At 52.8% G+C, this 16,692-nt stretch carries 16 protein-coding genes; all 16 read right to left on the minus strand.

What is annotated here, in order from left to right; genetic code table 11:
• Positions 1-13: 13 nt before the first annotated feature.
• Positions 14-673 (minus strand): hypothetical protein, encoded by a 660-nt coding sequence (locus tag IPH59_06980; GenBank protein ID MBK7091449.1) that lies wholly within the window; start codon positions 671-673, stop codon positions 14-16.
• On the minus strand, positions 673-1,506 hold the full coding sequence (locus tag IPH59_06985; GenBank protein ID MBK7091450.1) for a hypothetical protein: 834 nt from the start codon (positions 1,504-1,506) through the stop codon (positions 673-675). Before IPH59_06985 ends, IPH59_06980 begins: the two co-directional genes overlap by 1 nt.
• Positions 1,503-2,165: a hypothetical protein gene (locus IPH59_06990; protein ID MBK7091451.1), complete on the minus strand. Its 663-nt coding sequence runs from the start codon at positions 2,163-2,165 to the stop codon at positions 1,503-1,505. Before IPH59_06990 ends, IPH59_06985 begins: the two co-directional genes overlap by 4 nt.
• Positions 2,165-3,040 (minus strand): hypothetical protein, encoded by an 876-nt coding sequence (locus IPH59_06995; GenBank protein ID MBK7091452.1) that lies wholly within the window; start codon positions 3,038-3,040, stop codon positions 2,165-2,167. Before IPH59_06995 ends, IPH59_06990 begins: the two co-directional genes overlap by 1 nt.
• Positions 3,037-4,101 (minus strand): bifunctional phosphoglucose/phosphomannose isomerase, encoded by a 1,065-nt coding sequence (locus IPH59_07000; GenBank protein MBK7091453.1) that lies wholly within the window; start codon positions 4,099-4,101, stop codon positions 3,037-3,039. Before IPH59_07000 ends, IPH59_06995 begins: the two co-directional genes overlap by 4 nt.
• Complete coding sequence (gene ptsP, locus IPH59_07005; protein MBK7091454.1) at positions 4,102-5,892, minus strand: phosphoenolpyruvate--protein phosphotransferase; 1,791 nt, start codon at positions 5,890-5,892, stop codon at positions 4,102-4,104.
• A 57-nt stretch (positions 5,893-5,949) separates the two neighbouring features.
• Positions 5,950-6,210: an HPr family phosphocarrier protein gene (locus IPH59_07010; GenBank protein ID MBK7091455.1), complete on the minus strand. Its 261-nt coding sequence runs from the start codon at positions 6,208-6,210 to the stop codon at positions 5,950-5,952.
• 12 nt (positions 6,211-6,222) lie between these two features.
• Positions 6,223-7,323, minus strand: a complete 1,101-nt coding sequence (gene dprA, locus IPH59_07015; GenBank protein MBK7091456.1) for a DNA-protecting protein DprA — start codon at positions 7,321-7,323, stop codon at positions 6,223-6,225.
• Entirely contained in the window at positions 7,307-8,317 is a 1,011-nt protein-coding gene (gene obgE, locus IPH59_07020) for a GTPase ObgE (protein MBK7091457.1), read from the minus strand. Before obgE ends, dprA begins: the two co-directional genes overlap by 17 nt.
• Positions 8,318-8,373: 56 nt before the next feature.
• Positions 8,374-9,228 carry a hypothetical protein gene (locus tag IPH59_07025; protein ID MBK7091458.1) on the minus strand — a complete coding sequence of 285 codons (855 nt, stop codon included), beginning with the start codon at positions 9,226-9,228 and terminating at the stop codon, positions 8,374-8,376.
• A gap of 67 nt (positions 9,229-9,295) precedes the next feature.
• Positions 9,296-10,051 (minus strand): dockerin type I repeat-containing protein, encoded by a 756-nt coding sequence (locus IPH59_07030; protein MBK7091459.1) that lies wholly within the window; start codon positions 10,049-10,051, stop codon positions 9,296-9,298.
• Between the two features lie 72 nt (positions 10,052-10,123).
• The gene (locus IPH59_07035; GenBank protein MBK7091460.1) at positions 10,124-10,435 is read right to left on the minus strand and encodes a hypothetical protein; all 312 of its coding nucleotides are present in this window, start codon (positions 10,433-10,435) and stop codon (positions 10,124-10,126) included.
• 262 nt (positions 10,436-10,697) lie between these two features.
• Complete coding sequence (buk, locus tag IPH59_07040) at positions 10,698-11,897, minus strand: butyrate kinase (protein ID MBK7091461.1); 1,200 nt, start codon at positions 11,895-11,897, stop codon at positions 10,698-10,700.
• A 157-nt stretch (positions 11,898-12,054) separates the two neighbouring features.
• Positions 12,055-12,672 carry an indolepyruvate oxidoreductase subunit beta gene (locus IPH59_07045; protein ID MBK7091462.1) on the minus strand — a complete coding sequence of 206 codons (618 nt, stop codon included), beginning with the start codon at positions 12,670-12,672 and terminating at the stop codon, positions 12,055-12,057.
• Between the two features lie 11 nt (positions 12,673-12,683).
• A complete protein-coding gene (gene iorA, locus IPH59_07050; protein MBK7091463.1) occupies positions 12,684-14,462 on the minus strand; it encodes an indolepyruvate ferredoxin oxidoreductase subunit alpha in 1,779 nt (592 codons plus the stop codon).
• Positions 14,463-14,924: 462 nt separating this feature from the next.
• Entirely contained in the window at positions 14,925-16,604 is a 1,680-nt protein-coding gene (gene ettA / locus IPH59_07055) for an energy-dependent translational throttle protein EttA (protein MBK7091464.1), read from the minus strand.
• Between the last annotated feature and the right edge of the window lie 88 nt (positions 16,605-16,692).

Here is a 16,692-nt window from a genome sequence, read left to right on the forward strand (position 1 = left end):
TTCCTACTCGTCCCTAAGATACCACTTTGAACCAGTCGATGAAGATGAACTGGATGCGTCCAATCAACAGACTGATGCGACCCATTACAGTGTAACCAAAATGCGCACCGAAGGCAATCATGATAAACCAGATGCCGACTCTGGCGGTCGCGCCTAACGCGCCGGTGTGCTCTTTCGAGAAGTAGAAATATATCAAGGTTGACAATACACCAACAACGATGATCGAGTTTAAGATGATCATATCGATCGGCCCGCTGAGATCAACAAAGGTCGATGCCACCTGGGCAATCAACCGGCCGTGCAGTTCTGAAGTCAAATAAATGCCCGCAGTGTTTCCCATCACAAACGCAAGTGGATACCTGGAGACCCACGACATCTTCGGGAAAAGCCGGGCAAATATCATGACGCCAAGCAGCCCGGCGATAACCAGGAATACCACTTGCATCGTGTGAGTGCCGCTGTTTTCTCCAGAGAAGATTCCTGCCCAATTTTGGCTGATCGGATCCGCCAATTGCTGAATGATAACCGACTGCCAGATTAGACCGAGATAATACCCTGCTGAAAGGCCCGCAAAGATGTGCTCTGCCAAACGATAGAACGGGTTGTCCTTATAAAGGAAGGAGAATATCGCCAGAGTGAGAAACCCGGCTACCCAAAGTCCAAACGTTTCCATTACTCGGAGGTTCCTTTCCGTCTGCGAGCGGCAAAGAAAGCCACATTTCCAAGCACAACGAATCCAATTATCAACAGATGCACTAATGATTGCGAGTTCATACCGCTAACAGCCATCGAAGGTTTGTTGACCAACATTTCGTATTCGGCCGCGCCTTTCATGCCGCCAAGGAGGCCGATCATCTGATTTGCCTGCAAATAGCTGTAGAACTTCGGCGCCATAACTGCGGTCACACCTGCGCCCATCGGCTTGTTAAACTGCGCGTTGACAATTGAAATCCAGTTATCAACTATGCCATTGTCGGCAACGATGAAAATGAACGAAATATCCTCGTAATTCTTCACACGTTGCATCAAAGGTAGCTCCGCCAAATGTGTCCCGTATTGGTCCGTGGGATAAATGCCTTCGATGGATGTGCCCATTCCTAATAAGACTGCCGTATAGTTGGCTTTGTACCCGAGATTGACATAATCAACACCATAAGTCTTGTTGTACTCCTTTGCCATCAGCCGCGTCACTTCACTCGCCATCGACGGCCCACCCAACGGAATAGTGGTCATTGTGACGACCTTGATGTTCTTGCGAAATAGATGATGAAGCGCCGCAATTGAGACCGGACGAGTTTCTGCCGTAGCCGAAGCATAGTAGTCAAATGTCAGCATTACAACGCAGCTATCCGGCAGCGCCTCGATGGCATCATAAAGTTGTCTCGCTTCGGGCGTGACATTCATTGGCAGTTTGAGCGGGAATATCACTGGAAAGATAACCGTGAGCGCCACGGCAAGATAGATCCATCGGCGATCAACGTTGCCAATCTTTTCCCAAATGCTCACTTGCTGCTACCGCCCATATAGGTTCTTTCAATTCCCAGCATGATACGCAGTCCCATCGTCGCGGCTCCCATCGCCGAACCAATGATAATTCCGCGTTGCACGGCGACGTTTATACCGCCCATGACATAGTTGTTGATTCCCTGAGGAAGATCTGGATGAATTGAAGCAAATAGCGATTCGCCCATCGGCACGCGCCAAAGCATGACAATCACTGCCGTCACCAGAAGCATTGTCGCTTCGGTATTGCGAGCCCTGAAAGCCCGAAATGCCGCCGATGCAATGTAAAATGCCAGCATGGCAAACATCGTCGACATCATCGGTGCGTTCATATTGTTAAACAGCCAGTCGTATATCGAATTGTCGCCGGTGCCAAGCATCGGCGACCAGCTTACCGGAAGAACCGCTGGAATACCTGTCGCTGCAACCGCAAGAAGCAGGGCAAGCTTGTTGTACCAACCTTTTTCGCGACGCATCACCGGGCGGATATTAACCCGAACAATTGAAATCACGCCCAGAAGCAGCGTAAATCCGGCAATGATCGAAACCCAGCGAAGCAGTTCTCCACCAACATCGCCAAACTTGCCGGGACTGAGAATAAACGCGGCAACCATGGCCAAGCCGGAAAGAAATGCGATTATAACCGGAATCGTTGACTTCATTACCTGACCTCAAACAATTTATTGAGCCACTCGACATCGGTTGAGAAAGTAGTAATCAACGTGCCTGTTATGATGGCCGCTATGATCAGCACCTTCATCCAGTCCTGCCCCTTAAGTCCGCCGAGCATGATCGGCTCATGCGACAAATATGCTGACGCCGCAAACAGCTCTTCGCCCATCAACGTGTAATCACATGCTGCGATGAAAAACGGCAGTTGTTCCGGCTGAGCTGTACCTGCAATTTGGATTGAGCCGGCTGCATTGCCTGTCTCGGCAAGCAGAAGCGACTCTGCATAGAAAGCGCCCATGAAAATATTCGCGGCTGGCCGTTCGCGCATCATATAGCCGTTAACCGTCGCAGTAAACGCCATCTGTTCACCGGCGACATACTGAACGGCATCTCGATCCTGCGCGTCGCCCTTGCCTTCCTCGATGTAGGCTTGCTGAACTACCTCTTGCGCTGCCGCTAGTACCATCGGATATCGCACCGGCACATGCAGTGGTGTTTCGTATCGTGCCGTTATCTTGGCGACACGGCCAAGGATTGACAACCCGGCAATGGTGTCCATGACATCGATTTCATTGATTCCGGGGATGAATAGAACCGGACGCCCCATTTCCGTGGCACGCCCGACAGCTTCTTCGACTGCATCGAGACCTGCCAATTTGCGGATAAACAGCTTTTCACCGCGTTTGGCGCGGTTGGTGTAATAGGTGATTGCCGCTGAAAAGACTACGATCAATACAATAGCATTGAATCGATAGCTGCGGAACCAGCCCTCGTCAACCGGGGCTTGGTTATCCTGCGCCATTGCACTCGCAGAGAGAATCAGAGTCAGAAAGAATGTGAGCGCAAAGCGCCGGGCAAAATTCAACGCATTTTCTCCAGAGACGTTTTCAATCGGTTAATGACATGTACGGGTGAAGGGTCGGTTTTGTTGACTAACGCCAGATAATAGCTCGCCATATCGCCCAATTGCACCAACGAGAATATCTCTGCGAGCCGGTTCGGACCCTTGGCTTTCAGTACCTGTGTTTGAGCGCCTTTCTCTCGAACGATCTTGTCGACCACCTTGATGCGATTCGTGACGCCCTTGGAATCGCCTGAACCGGTCAGGAATAGGACGAGCAGCTTCTTGATCAGCGGCTTCGGATAGTCAAATCCAACTAACTCGTTGTGATTGAACTCGGGGAAGATATTCGCATACGACAAATGCTTGCCGTTTTCGCAGATCTGACCCTTGAAACGAATGGCGGCAACATCGTAGTAGTCGGCGCCCGCATATACGATCCCGATCTTATCTTTGAGCAGATTCGCCAGCTTCTTTGCCTCATTTCGGCTCTCGGCCACACCAACTGCCATCTTCTTGCGGTTCTCTTCAAGAAATGCGCAAGTATCCGCGACAATCTGGTTCTGATTGGGAATGAAACCCATCGACTGCATAAGTTGCAGGATTGGTCCAAAGGAATATCCCAGTGCCGCACGCGGTTCGAATCCGCCGGGCAAGGTCACATGCGGATAGTTGCCGTCAATTGCCGCCTGTCCAATCTTGCCGCCAGTCGTTGCGATAAGAATCTTACAGCCGCGCCGCTTGGCTTCCTCAAACGATGCAATTGTCTCCTCGGTATTGCCTGAGTACGATGACACAATCACCAGAGTATTGGAATCGACAAACATCGGCAAACCGTAGTTGCGGTTGATGAACAGCGGCACTGTGAGCTGGTCGGCGAGATAGGTCCGGACAAAGTCACCGCCAATAGCCGAACCGCCCATTCCGGCGATTACGATGCTCTTAAATTGTCCCGCCGAGTAGTTGGACAGATCGCCGTTAATCGGCAAATCGAATCCGGTGCGAAGTTGACTTGGGAAATCAAATATCCGCTGATACATGTTGGTCGGGTCGAACTTTGTTATTGTCGCCTGAGTCAATTCCATTTAGTCCTCCAGGAATTCCTTGCTCACGTGAGCTTCAATCCAATTTTGTAGAACCGCCTCGATCTTTTCTGTCGTCGCCAGTTTCATCAGTCGGTCAGCAAGCGTACGACACTCGGAATAGTCGAGTTCAGCAATCATCTTCTTAACACGTGCCACTCTTGGCGGAACGACTGAGAATCCATTGAGTCCAAGTCCAACCAGAAGCGGTATTGCATCAATCCGGGAAGCCATTTCGCCGCACATGGTCACGGGAATGTTGTGCGCTGTCCCGGCATCAATTGTCATCTTTATCAACTTCAAGACTGCCGGATGCAGTTCCCGATAGAGCGAAGCTACTTTCTTGTTGCCCCGATCGGCGGCCACAGTGTACTGTACAAGATCATTGGTGCCGATGCTGAAGAAACAGACATGTCGCGCCAGTTCCTGCGCCATTAGTGCTGCCGCCGGAACCTCAATCATAATGCCAAGATCGATCTTCTCGTCGAAAGGAATGCCTTCGGAATGCAGTTCTTTCATGGCGCTGTGCATTATGCGTCTTGCCTTCACTAACTCCATTGCCGTCGAGACCATCGGCAGCATGATCTTGACGTTCTTATTCACCGAAGCTCGCAGAATGGCGCGAATCTGTGTCTTAAAGACATCAGGCATATCGAGATCAAGTCTAATGCCGCGCCAACCTAACGCCGGATTCACTTCTTCAGAATCACGATAGTCGTTGATTACCTTGTCTGACCCCAGATCATAAACGCGAAGTGTAACCGTGTTCGGGAAGAAGGTACGGGCAATATTCGCATAGATCTTTGCTTGCTCATCTTCTGTCGGGAATTTCATCCTGGTCAGATAGAAGAACTCCGTCCGATACAATCCCACACCAACCTTATTACTGGCGAGAATTTCATCAACATCTGTGGGAATTTCAAGGTTCGCTAACACTTCGATTTCGCGGCCATCACTCGTAGTCGAGGGAATCTTACCAATGCCTCGAAGTTGTTTCGCTATTGCTGTACGACGACGCTTCTGTTCTTCCTTGTACTCATCGAGCGTAGCTTTCTCGGGATTTACAATCACCCAGCCGTTCTCGCCGTCAATGATGGTCGTGGCATTGTCGGGAATCTTTTCAAGCAACTTGCTGACTCCCACAACGCCGGGTATTGAAAGCGACTTTGCAATCAATGTCATGTGCGAGGTTTGACCACCCAATGATGTCGCGAAACCGGGCACTTGATACTTACCCATCAATACAACTTCGCCTGGCGAAAAATCTTCCGCCAGAGCTATCTTGCCCTGAGTGTTGGACAACTTATTGACATGGTGACCAATCAGATAGCCGAATACCTTTGCCGCAGTGGCATTGATATCATTGGCCATTTCTTTGAGATAGGCATCCTGTGACTTCCGCAATGAAGTCAAAGTTCTTTGTAAGTGGCGATTGTAAATAAACTCGGCATTTAGCTTCAGCTTGCCGATATCATGACACACTGCATCAAAGAATGCCTTATCGTCAAGAATCAACAACTGGGCTTCGAAGATCTTGGCCAACTGATTGCCGACAGAGCTGTCGGCTTCGTCGTGAATCTGCTCCAGCTCTTCTCGCGCTGAGGCAATAGCTTTCTGCAGACGCCGGACTTCGGCGTCAATCTGATCGGTTTCAATCTGCTGTTTAGTAATTGTGTGCGGAGCATTGTCGTGCTTGAAGCAGCGGCCAATGGCTATTCCGGGTGACGCCACCAGACCGCGAAGACGAATCTCTTTGGCGTGCGCTGTGTCTGCTGGTTTGTCCTTGTATGGCATTGTAACGATTGAACCTTGGACTCCGCCCGAGGCAGAGCATCAAATCATCGGCGGTAACTAATCAAACTTCGAGGCGATTACTTCGCACATCGTATTGACAGCTTCTACTTCGTCTTCCCCGGTCGCAGTGACCGTGATATCGGCGCCCATTTCAGCCGCCAACATCATTACGCCCATAATCGACTTGCCGTTAACTTCAAGCCCTTCTTTCTCCAAGGTGATTTCCGACTTAAATCGTGTTGCCGTCTGCACCACTTTGGCGGAGGGACGCGCATGCAAGCCTAACTTGTTGTTTATCTTAACCGTTTTAGAGACCAAGTTCAAATCCTTTTACACTGTCCGGAGAAAAAGTTTTCCCGGAAGCTGCCGCACCAATCCAGCCATCTCCAAGCTCAGCAACAATGACAGGACCTCGCCAACCGGTCTATGGACTGAATTCGATAGACTGTCAACCAGTTGCGGCTGCGTCGAGAGTGTATCATATATCAGTTGTTCAGCCTCGGGCAAACTGATTCGCGGCCGTTCTTTCGCTGCCGCTCGCGATGTCGGATCGATACCGAGAGCCAGAAGCACGTCAGCCGCCTGTGTGACGGGTATTGCGCCTTGCTTTATCAATTCGTTTGCACCTTGAGACGGCGCGGATGTGATATTCCCCGGGACTGCGAAAACCTCGCGGTTTTGATCAATGGCATGTTGAGCCGTCACCAATGCACCCGAACCTTTCCGGGCTTCGATTACGATTACACCTCGCGAAATTCCGGATATTATGCGATTTCGCGCCGGGAAATTAAACTTCTCCGGTCGGGTCCCAAATTCAAACTCGGTGACCACAGCACCTGAACCGGCGACTTCTTCATACAGCTTCTTATTCTCCGGCGGATAAATCACGTCCAGCCCGCAACCTAGCACGCCGATTGTGCGTCCGCCACCTGCGAGTGCCGTTTGGTGCGCTATCGAATCAATACCACGCGCAAGACCAGAGACAATCGTGAGACCCTGCTTACTTAAGTCCCTGACAAGCATTTCGGTAACCTGCCGCCCATACTCGCTGCTCATGCGGCTGCCAACAATTGCCACAGCCAGACGGTCTTCCGGCAAGAACTCGCCTTTTACGATCAAAAAAGGCGGCGAGTCGTAGATACGCTTGAGATGCTCAGGGTAGTCTTCGTCAAGTATCGTTATTAGTCGGGCATTGTGGTGTTCAAGTTTGGCAAGCTGTTGCTCAGCGTGCTCCTCGTTAACCTCGCTCTTGAGAGCTTGAACGACTTTGTCGCCAATTTCTGCGACATTGTTCAGCGACTTGGGCGAGGCTTCCAATACCGCCTGCGGTGAGCCGAAGTGCTTTACTAACGCGACATAGCGGACAGCACCGATTCCCGGCACAGTATTGAGGGCAAACCACCAAAATCGTGGATCATTCCTCAGCGACATAACTCTCCTGCTTCGATTCAAGCAGTTTATCCCAAAGACGGGCGACAGCCACATCGATATTTATCTTCTCCAGTGCCGAAATCGCAATCATATCTTCATTGATTGCAGCATCAACATCAGCTCGATCTTCATCGTCGAGTGCATCAATCTTGTTGAACAACACCAACTCCGAGCGATTGAGCAAAGTCGGATCGTAGGCAAGCAACTCCTGCTTCAGCGAAGTAAATTGCACTTCATAGTTTGGATCTGATGCATCAAGGATAAAACAGAGCACCCGCACGCGCTGGATATGCCGTAAGAACTGCAATCCCAGCCCCTTGCCCATGCTGGCGCCTTCGATGATTCCCGGAATATCTGCAACTGTAAATGTCTGGAAGTCATCTCTCCGCACAACACCCAAATTCGGCGTCAAAGTCGTGAACGGATACGAAGCAATCTTCGGTTTGGCATCCGAAACCGCCGCCAAAAATGTTGATTTCCCGGCATTGGGATATCCGACCAATCCGACATCAGCGACTAACTTGAGTTCCAAAATCAAGTGACGTTCGTCACCGGCACGACCGGCATCCGCGCGTCTCGGCGTCTGATTTGTCGCCGACTTGAAATGGTCGTTTCCCCGTCCACCGATACCGCCCTTGCAGACGATGAACTGCTCCCCTTCCTTTTCCAAATCGCAAATCAGGTCGCCCGTTTCTTTGTCGCGTACCAGAGTCCCCGGCGGAACCTTGATCCGCAAGTCCTCACCGCCCTTACCACTGCGAAGACCCGATTCTCCCTGGGCGCCGTCTTCGGCGTGGTACTTAAGTCGGTAGGTAAAATCGCGAAGAGTGTTCAGATTGGTATCGACCACAAACACGACATCGCCGCCCTTGCCGCCGTCGCCGCCGTCAGGACCGCCTTTGGGGATGAATTTTTCCGTCCTGAACCCGATTTTTCCGGGTCCGCCGTGACCAGCACGGACGAAGATTTCGCACAAATCAACAAATCTTTGCATAATTAGATATAGAGTATAGGTCAATCAAGGGGGATTAACAATGGAAAAGCGGTTGGCTACCGCCTTATTCGCGCCGTGTCGAGCTTAAAGTAGTCCACGGCGAGGTTCCAAAGGTCGATTACGTCGGCGCGAGCGGAGTCTGGACGAAGTGCCGGACTGTCTACTCCCTTGCGGTAAAGATCCACTCCCATGAATTCGATGGTTCGAGTCACTCGGTATTGATCGTGATAGAGCCCATCTAAATCAAAATAGACGTAGCGGCGAGTCTCGGTGCTCCAGCTTTCCTCGTAGAACTTGTCGAATTGACAAGGCGCAACCTCCCGCAAGAATATGCTTCCACCCCAGCCTTCGCCACCGTCGGCGCCAACATTCTCAATGCATAGCAAGACAGTCGTGTCCGGTAGTTGGGCGAGCCTGCGAATCCGAGTCAGGCCGATACCGCTCTCGTACTCTCCAAAATCGAGCCCGACGAATTGGAGTGAGTCCTTTCCCACGAATTCCCAGCAGGTCAGGACATTGTATCCTGTCTCGAACCCGCAGGCGTCCTGCATGATGCAGAAGGCGCGTCGCGGCATCGATTTCATGTACATGTCGTCATTAGAGTAGCGGAATTCCTCAAAGCTCTCGTCTGGGACATAGAGCCAGGTCAGGCTGTAGTCGGCTCCGCAACGTGCCGACGTTGATCTGAATCCGCCGACCGAATCCAATAAAAGTATAAAAGAGGCTTGCACGCTGTCTCGATTAAGTTCCGGTCGGTCCCCATGCCGGAAATTCGCAATGACTCTATGGAAATCCTTCACGGCGTAGGTCTGCGCGAAGACTGGCGAATACGGTAGAAAGAAAGGGAATGTCGCGAAGATGAAAATGATGATTGAAGTCAGATAACGCCCTTTGTTACTCGATAATCTCAATGAACCCTCCTTGATTACTCTATGTACATTCAACACCGGCAATCGTTCCACAGCGAGAATACTTCCCCTACCCATCACACGGCGCCGGTCCACCGCCAAAAATGTGACTGATTAGATACACCGCATCCGAAATCGTCACCATCCCACTTTCGTCGGCATCCCCAGACTCCAGCGGCCAAGGCGGCGCTCCTCCGGCGAATACGTAACTGATCAAATAGACTGCGTCCGAGATATTGACAACATCACTCCCATCCGCATCGCCGCAGCGATAATATGCCTCAATGTGAATATACATCTGTGTCAGTGGTGTTTGCATCGACCAGGTGTCCACCATCATGTAAAACTCCCCTGCCGGAAGACTCACTCCCCTTACTCCGTACTCCTGCCCAAGACTGTCCGCCGCCTTGGCCAAACACTCCGAAGTCGGCGGGCAGGTAAGATTCAGCGCAAATCCGCTTCCCGCAACTCCTCCCGGGTCAAGGCTGATATTCACCCGCAGGCTATCCGGTAGAGTGAATTTCAGGAGCAAGTCTTCACCGCTGTCATGCACTCCGAGGCATGTCTGATTGTAGTTGTCCTCCGAACTGGTCGTACTCTCCGGTCCAATGGTGAGGGGAAGATCCTCCGGAGTCATTATGATGGACAGAGGCAAATTACAGTCGACTCCCCACGGATCGGGAAAGAGACGAATAATCTGGAGATCAAATTCCGGGATGCAGTTCGGCGACGGCCAGGTATCAATCATGATGTAGTAGGTGCCGACATCCAAAAAGACATAGTTTATGTATTGTGGTTGCCCGCCGCTGCTTGTACTTAAAGCCAAACAGTCGTTATCCGGCGGGCAGCTATTGTCGATGGCAAAACCAGCCCACCCGGTCCCCTTCGTGTCGAGCCGCTAGTACGCATGCATCGCCTGTTGCACTTCAAGCTGAATGATGTAATCCTCGCCGCCATCGTAAGAGCCAAGACAGGTCGCGTTATAATCATTGCCGTGCAGACACGTCGACAACCCAGTCAAAGTCATCTGATCAAGCCACAGTGGAAACACGACATAGTGCGGTATATCGCAGTTCAGTCCCTCCATGGTCGGAATAGTCGTATCACGAACAACCAGATCCTCTCCTTGCAAAGCGACAACGGACAGAATAATCAACGTACCTGTTACCAGCGCTATTGCCTTGAAATTCCACACATGCGGGAAGCTCATTGCCCTACCCTCCACTTGAGGACCGAAATGCAATATCTAATCGATTCGCAGCTGTCGGATTGTTACGGTAGTAACATATACTGATTGCTCCCCATTGTCAAGCGGGCTCCTTTTTTGTCGATGAATGTCGTTCCCCTCAAGGGGGTGTCGCTGAAGTCGGGCAGACGGGGCTTGCGTGAGCTTCAAGTCCTGGCGCGGTCCTGTGGGTTCGACTTGAGTCGAACAATCCCGCATTACTGCGCGGCAGTCGTCAACCCTGCCGCTAATACTCCTTCAACTTCTCCATCCCGCTCAAATATCTCATCCCCGCCGCCGCCAGCGCTTCCATCTCAAACTCGCCGCCAACGACAATGACCTTGCCGAGGAATCCGATATACTTGCTGATCTCATCAACCAATCTCTGCGATTTCGCCATCCCGCCCGTGAGCACAATCGCTTCATACTTGCCGCGCAGCACCACCGCCGCCTGCCCGATCTCCTTGGCAATCTGATACGCCATCGCATTGAAATACAACAGCGCCTTCTCGTCGCCGGCGCGGATCATGCGTTCGCATTCGCGCAAATCCGCCGCACCGATATATGCCACCAAGCCCGATTTGCGCGACAGCTTGTCGATCATCTCTTTTTCCGTGAACTTGCCCGAGAAGCACAACTTCACCAGCGGTCCTACCGGAAGCGCCCCCGCGCGATCGGGCGAGAACGGCCCCATCCCCAGAAGCGCATCATTGACATCCACCACGCGGCCACCCTCAAGCGCCGCTACCGACACACCGCCGCCCATGTGCGCGCAGACGTAGTTGACCTCTTCGAGCTTCTTGCCGATCTTCGCGGCCTCCCGGCGGCAGACTTCCTTGATATTCAACGCATGCACTCGGCACTTGCGTTCGATCTCGGGAATGCCGGACACTCTCGCGATGTCGGTAAAATTATCAACCGTGATCGGATCGGAAATGAAGCACGGCACACCGAGCTTCTGCCCGAAGTGATGCGCGATAATCGCCCCCAAATTCGAGGCGTGATTCGAATACTTCATCGTCCGCAAGTCAGACAACATCTGCTCACTGATCGCATACGACCCGCCCGCAAGCGGTTTGACCGGCGCGCCGCGACCGACAACCGCTTTGATTTGCGACATGTCAATCTTCGTCGACTCCAGCCATTCGTTGATCGCCGTTAATCGAAATTCCAGCGAGTCGGCGACATTGTCGAATTGCGCGAGATCGTGGGCATCGTGCCGGATGCCTTCTTCCGCGACTTTGTTGTCCCTGTCCGCCGCGGCGGACCCGTCGAACACCGCAACTTTCGTCGATGTCGACCCGGGATTGATGATAAGAAGGTAGGTTGGATTACGCGAAGTTGCGCCCTTGAGGGGCCGAGTCGGGAGACGGGGTGGGGAGTTCAGAATTACCTCACTTGCGGCGTTCTCAACATCCTCACGTCTAGTTAGCCACTCTATGTCCATGAACAGCTCCCGTTAAATCAGGGGCGAATAGCGCCTGAACAGAGTGGCAATGATTCTAACCATCCCACGCATCGCCGCAGAAATATTGCGGTGAAGAGTCCGAAGATCCACAATACCGTCCGTTCGGGAGCTTGCCTGATGAGACTTAAGAAACTCCTCAATTCCGTCTTGGGGGCGGACTCCCACCGCCCCAAATGAATTCCCGCCCCCTCGCAAACGCCTGCAAATTCACCGCGACAAACTTCTCCTTCACCAGCGACTTGATCACATCCACCCACAGCTTCTCTTCAAACGGAAGCAGATTCGCCAGTACGCCGATCAAAATCGTATTCACCAATCGCGGGTTGCCCAGTTCGCCCGCAATCTTGTCGGCTTCGACATCGATCACGTTATGCGCCTTGTTCTTCAAATCGGCAATCGCGTCCTCGGGATAGTGGAACTCCTTCGAAGAGGTCACAATCGCCGGCACCAAAGTCGTGTGCGACACAACCACCGTCCCCGTCTTCTTCATCCACCCGACAAAACGCAGCGCTTCGGCTTTTTCAAACCCCATCAAGAAATCAACTTCGCCCTGCTGTATCGTCGGCGAATAAACTTTCTTGCCGATCCGCACATGCGAGGTCACCACGCCGCCGCGTTGCGACATGCCGTGAATCTCCGACTTCTTGACATCCATCCCGGCGTTCATCGCCACCTGCGAGATGATCTCGCTCGCCAGAAGCACGCCCTGCCCGCCGACACCGACAATGAGAATATTGTAAAACTGTTCAGACATTTCGTAACTCCTCACGCTTTCGCAAACTGGCTTTTGAGCAATATCGCCTCGGTCGGACAAATCTGCGCACACAACGTGCAGCCCGTACAGAGTGTCTCATCGATAATCGCTTTCGCATGCCCCCGCTCGTTGGTTTCGGTCGATGCCGCAATTGCCGGACATGAAATCCGGAAACACGCCGAACAGCCGTTGCACAATTCCAGATCGATCTGATACGGCTCGTCCATGATCCGTTTCGGCATCAGCACGCACGGACGACTTGTCAATATCACCGACGGTCCCGGCGTTGCCATCTGGCGTTTCACGCAAGAGAGCGTCGCATCAAAATCGTAGGCGTCAACTTCCTCGAAATTCTTCACGCCGAGCGCTCTCACCAATTCCTGAATATCAGTCCGCCCGACCGGCTCGCCCATCAGCGTCTTGCCGGTGCCCGGATGTTCCTGCCCGCCCGTCATCGCCGTCGCGCGATTATCGAGAATGATCACAGTCACGTTCGATTGATTGTAGACCGCATCCAGCAATCCCGTAATCCCCGAATGGAAAAACGTCGAATCGCCGATCACCGCCACTGTTCCCGTCGCCGAGCCCTGCACTTTCTCCATACCAATCGCATTCCCGATCGAAGCCCCCATGCAGATACAAGTATCCAGCGCATTCAGCGGCTTGAGTACCCCCAAGGTATAACAACCGATATCGCCGGTCACAGCAACACCGAGTTTTTTCAGCGCCATAAATGCCCCGCGATGCGGACACCCCGGGCACAAAACCGGCGGACGCGGGAACAAATCTTCCTGCGTAATCTCCGGCACGACAACCTTGTCAATCAGTCCTGCTTCCTTGAGACCCTTTGCCACTCGCGAGGGCGACAGCTCGCCCAGCGCGCCGAAGTACTTCTTCCCCTCAACTTTGACTCCGGCGGCTTTGATCTGATCTTCATACACCGGTTCAAGTTCTTCGACGACGAGCGTGATATCATGCGCCGCCACAAACTGGCGGATACCTTCAAGCGGAAGCGGATAGCCGAACCCAATCTTGTAGTAGTCAAACTGCGGAGCAACTTCCTTGGCATATTGGTAGGCAACTCCGCCGGAGATAATCCCGACCTTGGAGCCGTTGGATTCGATGTAGTTAAATGGTGTTTGCTCGGAATACTTGGCGAGATCGATCAGCCTCTGCGCAACCACGACGTGACGAACCTTCGCATTCGAGGGAATCATCACATACTTTTCCGGATTCTTGACGAACTTTCGTTCCTGCGGTTGCAATGGCTCGATCACTTCGACAATCCCCATCGTATGCGAAATGCGCGTCGTCATCCTCAGCATCACCGGCGTATCAAAGCGCTCCGAAATCTCGTACGCCGCCACCAGCATATCCTTCGACTCTTGCGAATCCGCCGGTTCCAGAAACGGGATATTCGCAAAGCGCGCGAAAATCCGGTTGTCCTGCTCATTCTGCGAAGAGTGCATCTCCGGGTCGTCCGCCGATACGAACACAAACCCGCCGTTGACACCGGTATATGCGAATGTCATCAGCGGATCAGCCGCGACATTCAGCCCGACATGCTTCATCGTCACCAGCGTCCGCGCTCCACCAATCGAAGCCCCGATTCCCACCTCGAAAGCCACCTTCTCATTCGGCGACCATTGCGAATACACCGAGCGGTGCCGTTCGGCCATGGTCTCGAGAATCTCCGTCGAGGGCGTCCCCGGATACCCGACCGCCATCTTGACCCCGGCCTCATAAGCTCCCCGAGCGACTGCTTCGTTGCCCGACAAAAGTTGTTTCATCGTTATCTCGCTTTATGTAGAAAAGAACAAATCATCATACTAGCATCTTGTGACAGCATCGCGACCTGTCATCTCCCCTCGCCCGCTTGCGGCGAGATCAGGATGGTAGGAGCACCCCCACCACGTCATTCCCGCGACCTGTCCCGCGCTTTGGCGAGAAAGCGGCTGCCGAAGGCGTCCAGCTTCGCCTGGCGACCAACACACCCCGTCTTCGAGCCTCATCCGCCGCGGCGGATCGGCTCGAATCCACGAGACCGGCGTCCCTCAAGAGGGGGTCCCACGTCCGACGAAGGAGGACGCGGCTGCAAATCCGAAACAACCCTATCCGGTATCCACACCAGAATACTACATCCGATGTGAATCTTTTCACAAATTAAGAGAATAACAGGATGAGAGCAACCCTTTTTTGTGGTGTTTTTAGACGGTTTTCGACTGTGTAGAACCGCCCAATAACTTCGAAATCTACCCCTTCACAATCTTCCGATACCGGTTCCGCCTATTCTCAAACGGCTTGCCGCCCAGCTCACGCTTGTGCCAATCTTCATACTCGCGATAGTTGCCCTCAAACCACCGCACATTGCCCTCGCCTTCGAAGACGATCAAGTGCGTGCAGATACGATCAAGGAAAAACCGGTCGTGGCTGATTACCATCGCACAACCCTTGAAGTTCATAATCGCTTCTTCCAAGTTGCGCAGCATATTCACATCGAGATCGTTCGTCGGTTCGTCGAGTAGCAGCATATTCCCGCCCGCCTTGAGCACCTTTGCCAAATGCGCCCGATTGCGCTCACCGCCGGATAGCTCGTTCACCATCTTCTGCTGATCGGTGCCCTTAAACCCAAATCGCGCGAGATACTGCCGGATTGGGACTTCCAGCTTGCCCAGCATCACATTGTCGAGGCCGTCGCCGATCTCTTCGATCAAACTCACATCCCCCTTAAACGAGTCGCGCTCCTGGTCAACATATGCCAGTTGCACCGTCGCTCCGACCGTGACCTCACCCGAGGTCGGCTTCTCCTGCCCGACAATCATCCGGAACATCGTCGTTTTGCCGGTGCCGTTGGGCCCCACCAGACCGACAATCGCCGAACGCGGCACGATAAAATTCGCGCCCTTGAAAATCACCCGCTCGCCATATTGCTTGGACACATTCTTGAACTCGATCACCGACTCGCCCAATTCCGGCCCCGGCGCAATCACGATATTCGCCCCGCCCTCTTTGGCGGCAGCCTCTTCGCGCGCGACCAACTGTTCATACTCGATGATGCGTGACCTGGTCAGTTCCTGCCGGTCGCGGTTCGACATCTTGATCCACGCCAGTTCGCGATTCAGCATCCGCGACCGCGGCGTCTCTTTCTTCTCATCACCGGTAATCTTCGAAAGCTTCTGCTCCAGCCATGACGTGTAATTCCCCGAATACGGGATTCCGTACCCGCCCTCAAGTTCCAGTATCCACTTGGTGATATTATCGAGGAAATACCGGTCGTGCGTCACGATGATCACCGTCCCGGGATAATCCTTAAGTTGTTCTTCCAGCCAGTCAACTGTTTCGGCATCGAGATGGTTCGTCGGTTCGTCCAATAACAGCAGATCCGGCCGCTCCAATAGCGCTTTGCACAGCGCCACCCGCCGCTTCTCACCGCCCGACAGCGTATCAACAATGCGGTCATCATCCGGAAGACACAACGCATCCGCCGCTTGACGAATCGCGACATCGAGATTCCAGGCGTCGGCGGCATCAAGCTGTTCCTGCAATTCCCCCAGACGATCCATTAGCTTCTGCATCTTGTCGTCCGGCATCTCATCGCCCATCTTCGCTGTGATCTCGTTATATTCGTTCATCATCGTCGTAACCTTGCCGAACGCCTGCTCGACGACGGTGCGAACCGTAGCTTTTTCATCCAACAGCGGTTCTTGCATCACGATTCCGGAACGGAAATTGCCGATCAACTTCGCCGTCCCCTGATAGGCATCATCCAGACCCGCCATAATTTTGAGTACCGTCGATTTGCCCGAGCCGTTTTCGCCCACGATTCCGATTTTAGCACCGGGAAAGAAGCTCAGATTGACGTTCCGCAAAACCTGCTTCTGTCCGTAGAACTTGTTCAACCCCAACATTGTAAAGATATATTGTTCAGCCATTCCTTGTTACTTTCGTGATTAAATCCATTACCCACCGGAAAACCTGCTGTCTCCAGCCGGACACCCGGAATTTGAGAAGTCAAATGAA

Source organism: bacterium, from assembly GCA_016708315.1.
Classification (GTDB): domain Bacteria; phylum Zixibacteria; class MSB-5A5; order CAIYYT01; family CAIYYT01; genus JADJGC01.

What these genes read in the sequence shown, in the direction of transcription:
- IPH59_06980 (MBK7091449.1), bottom strand. Translation starts at nt 673, where the DNA reads ATGGAAACGTTTGGACTTTGGGTAGCCGGGTTTCTCACTCTGGCGATA.
- IPH59_06990 (MBK7091451.1), bottom strand. Translation starts at nt 2,165, where the DNA reads ATGAAGTCAACGATTCCGGTTATAATCGCATTTCTTTCCGGCTTGGCC.
- IPH59_07000 (MBK7091453.1), bottom strand. Translation starts at nt 4,101, where the DNA reads ATGGAATTGACTCAGGCGACAATAACAAAGTTCGACCCGACCAACATG.
- ptsP (MBK7091454.1), bottom strand. Translation starts at nt 5,892, where the DNA reads ATGCCATACAAGGACAAACCAGCAGACACAGCGCACGCCAAAGAGATT.
- dprA (MBK7091456.1), bottom strand. Translation starts at nt 7,323, where the DNA reads ATGTCGCTGAGGAATGATCCACGATTTTGGTGGTTTGCCCTCAATACT.
- obgE (MBK7091457.1), bottom strand. Translation starts at nt 8,317, where the DNA reads ATGCAAAGATTTGTTGATTTGTGCGAAATCTTCGTCCGTGCTGGTCAC.
- IPH59_07035 (MBK7091460.1), bottom strand. Translation starts at nt 10,435, where the DNA reads ATGAGCTTCCCGCATGTGTGGAATTTCAAGGCAATAGCGCTGGTAACA.
- buk (MBK7091461.1), bottom strand. Translation starts at nt 11,897, where the DNA reads ATGGACATAGAGTGGCTAACTAGACGTGAGGATGTTGAGAACGCCGCA.
- IPH59_07045 (MBK7091462.1), bottom strand. Translation starts at nt 12,672, where the DNA reads ATGTCTGAACAGTTTTACAATATTCTCATTGTCGGTGTCGGCGGGCAG.
- iorA (MBK7091463.1), bottom strand. Translation starts at nt 14,462, where the DNA reads ATGAAACAACTTTTGTCGGGCAACGAAGCAGTCGCTCGGGGAGCTTAT.
- ettA (MBK7091464.1), bottom strand. Translation starts at nt 16,604, where the DNA reads ATGGCTGAACAATATATCTTTACAATGTTGGGGTTGAACAAGTTCTAC.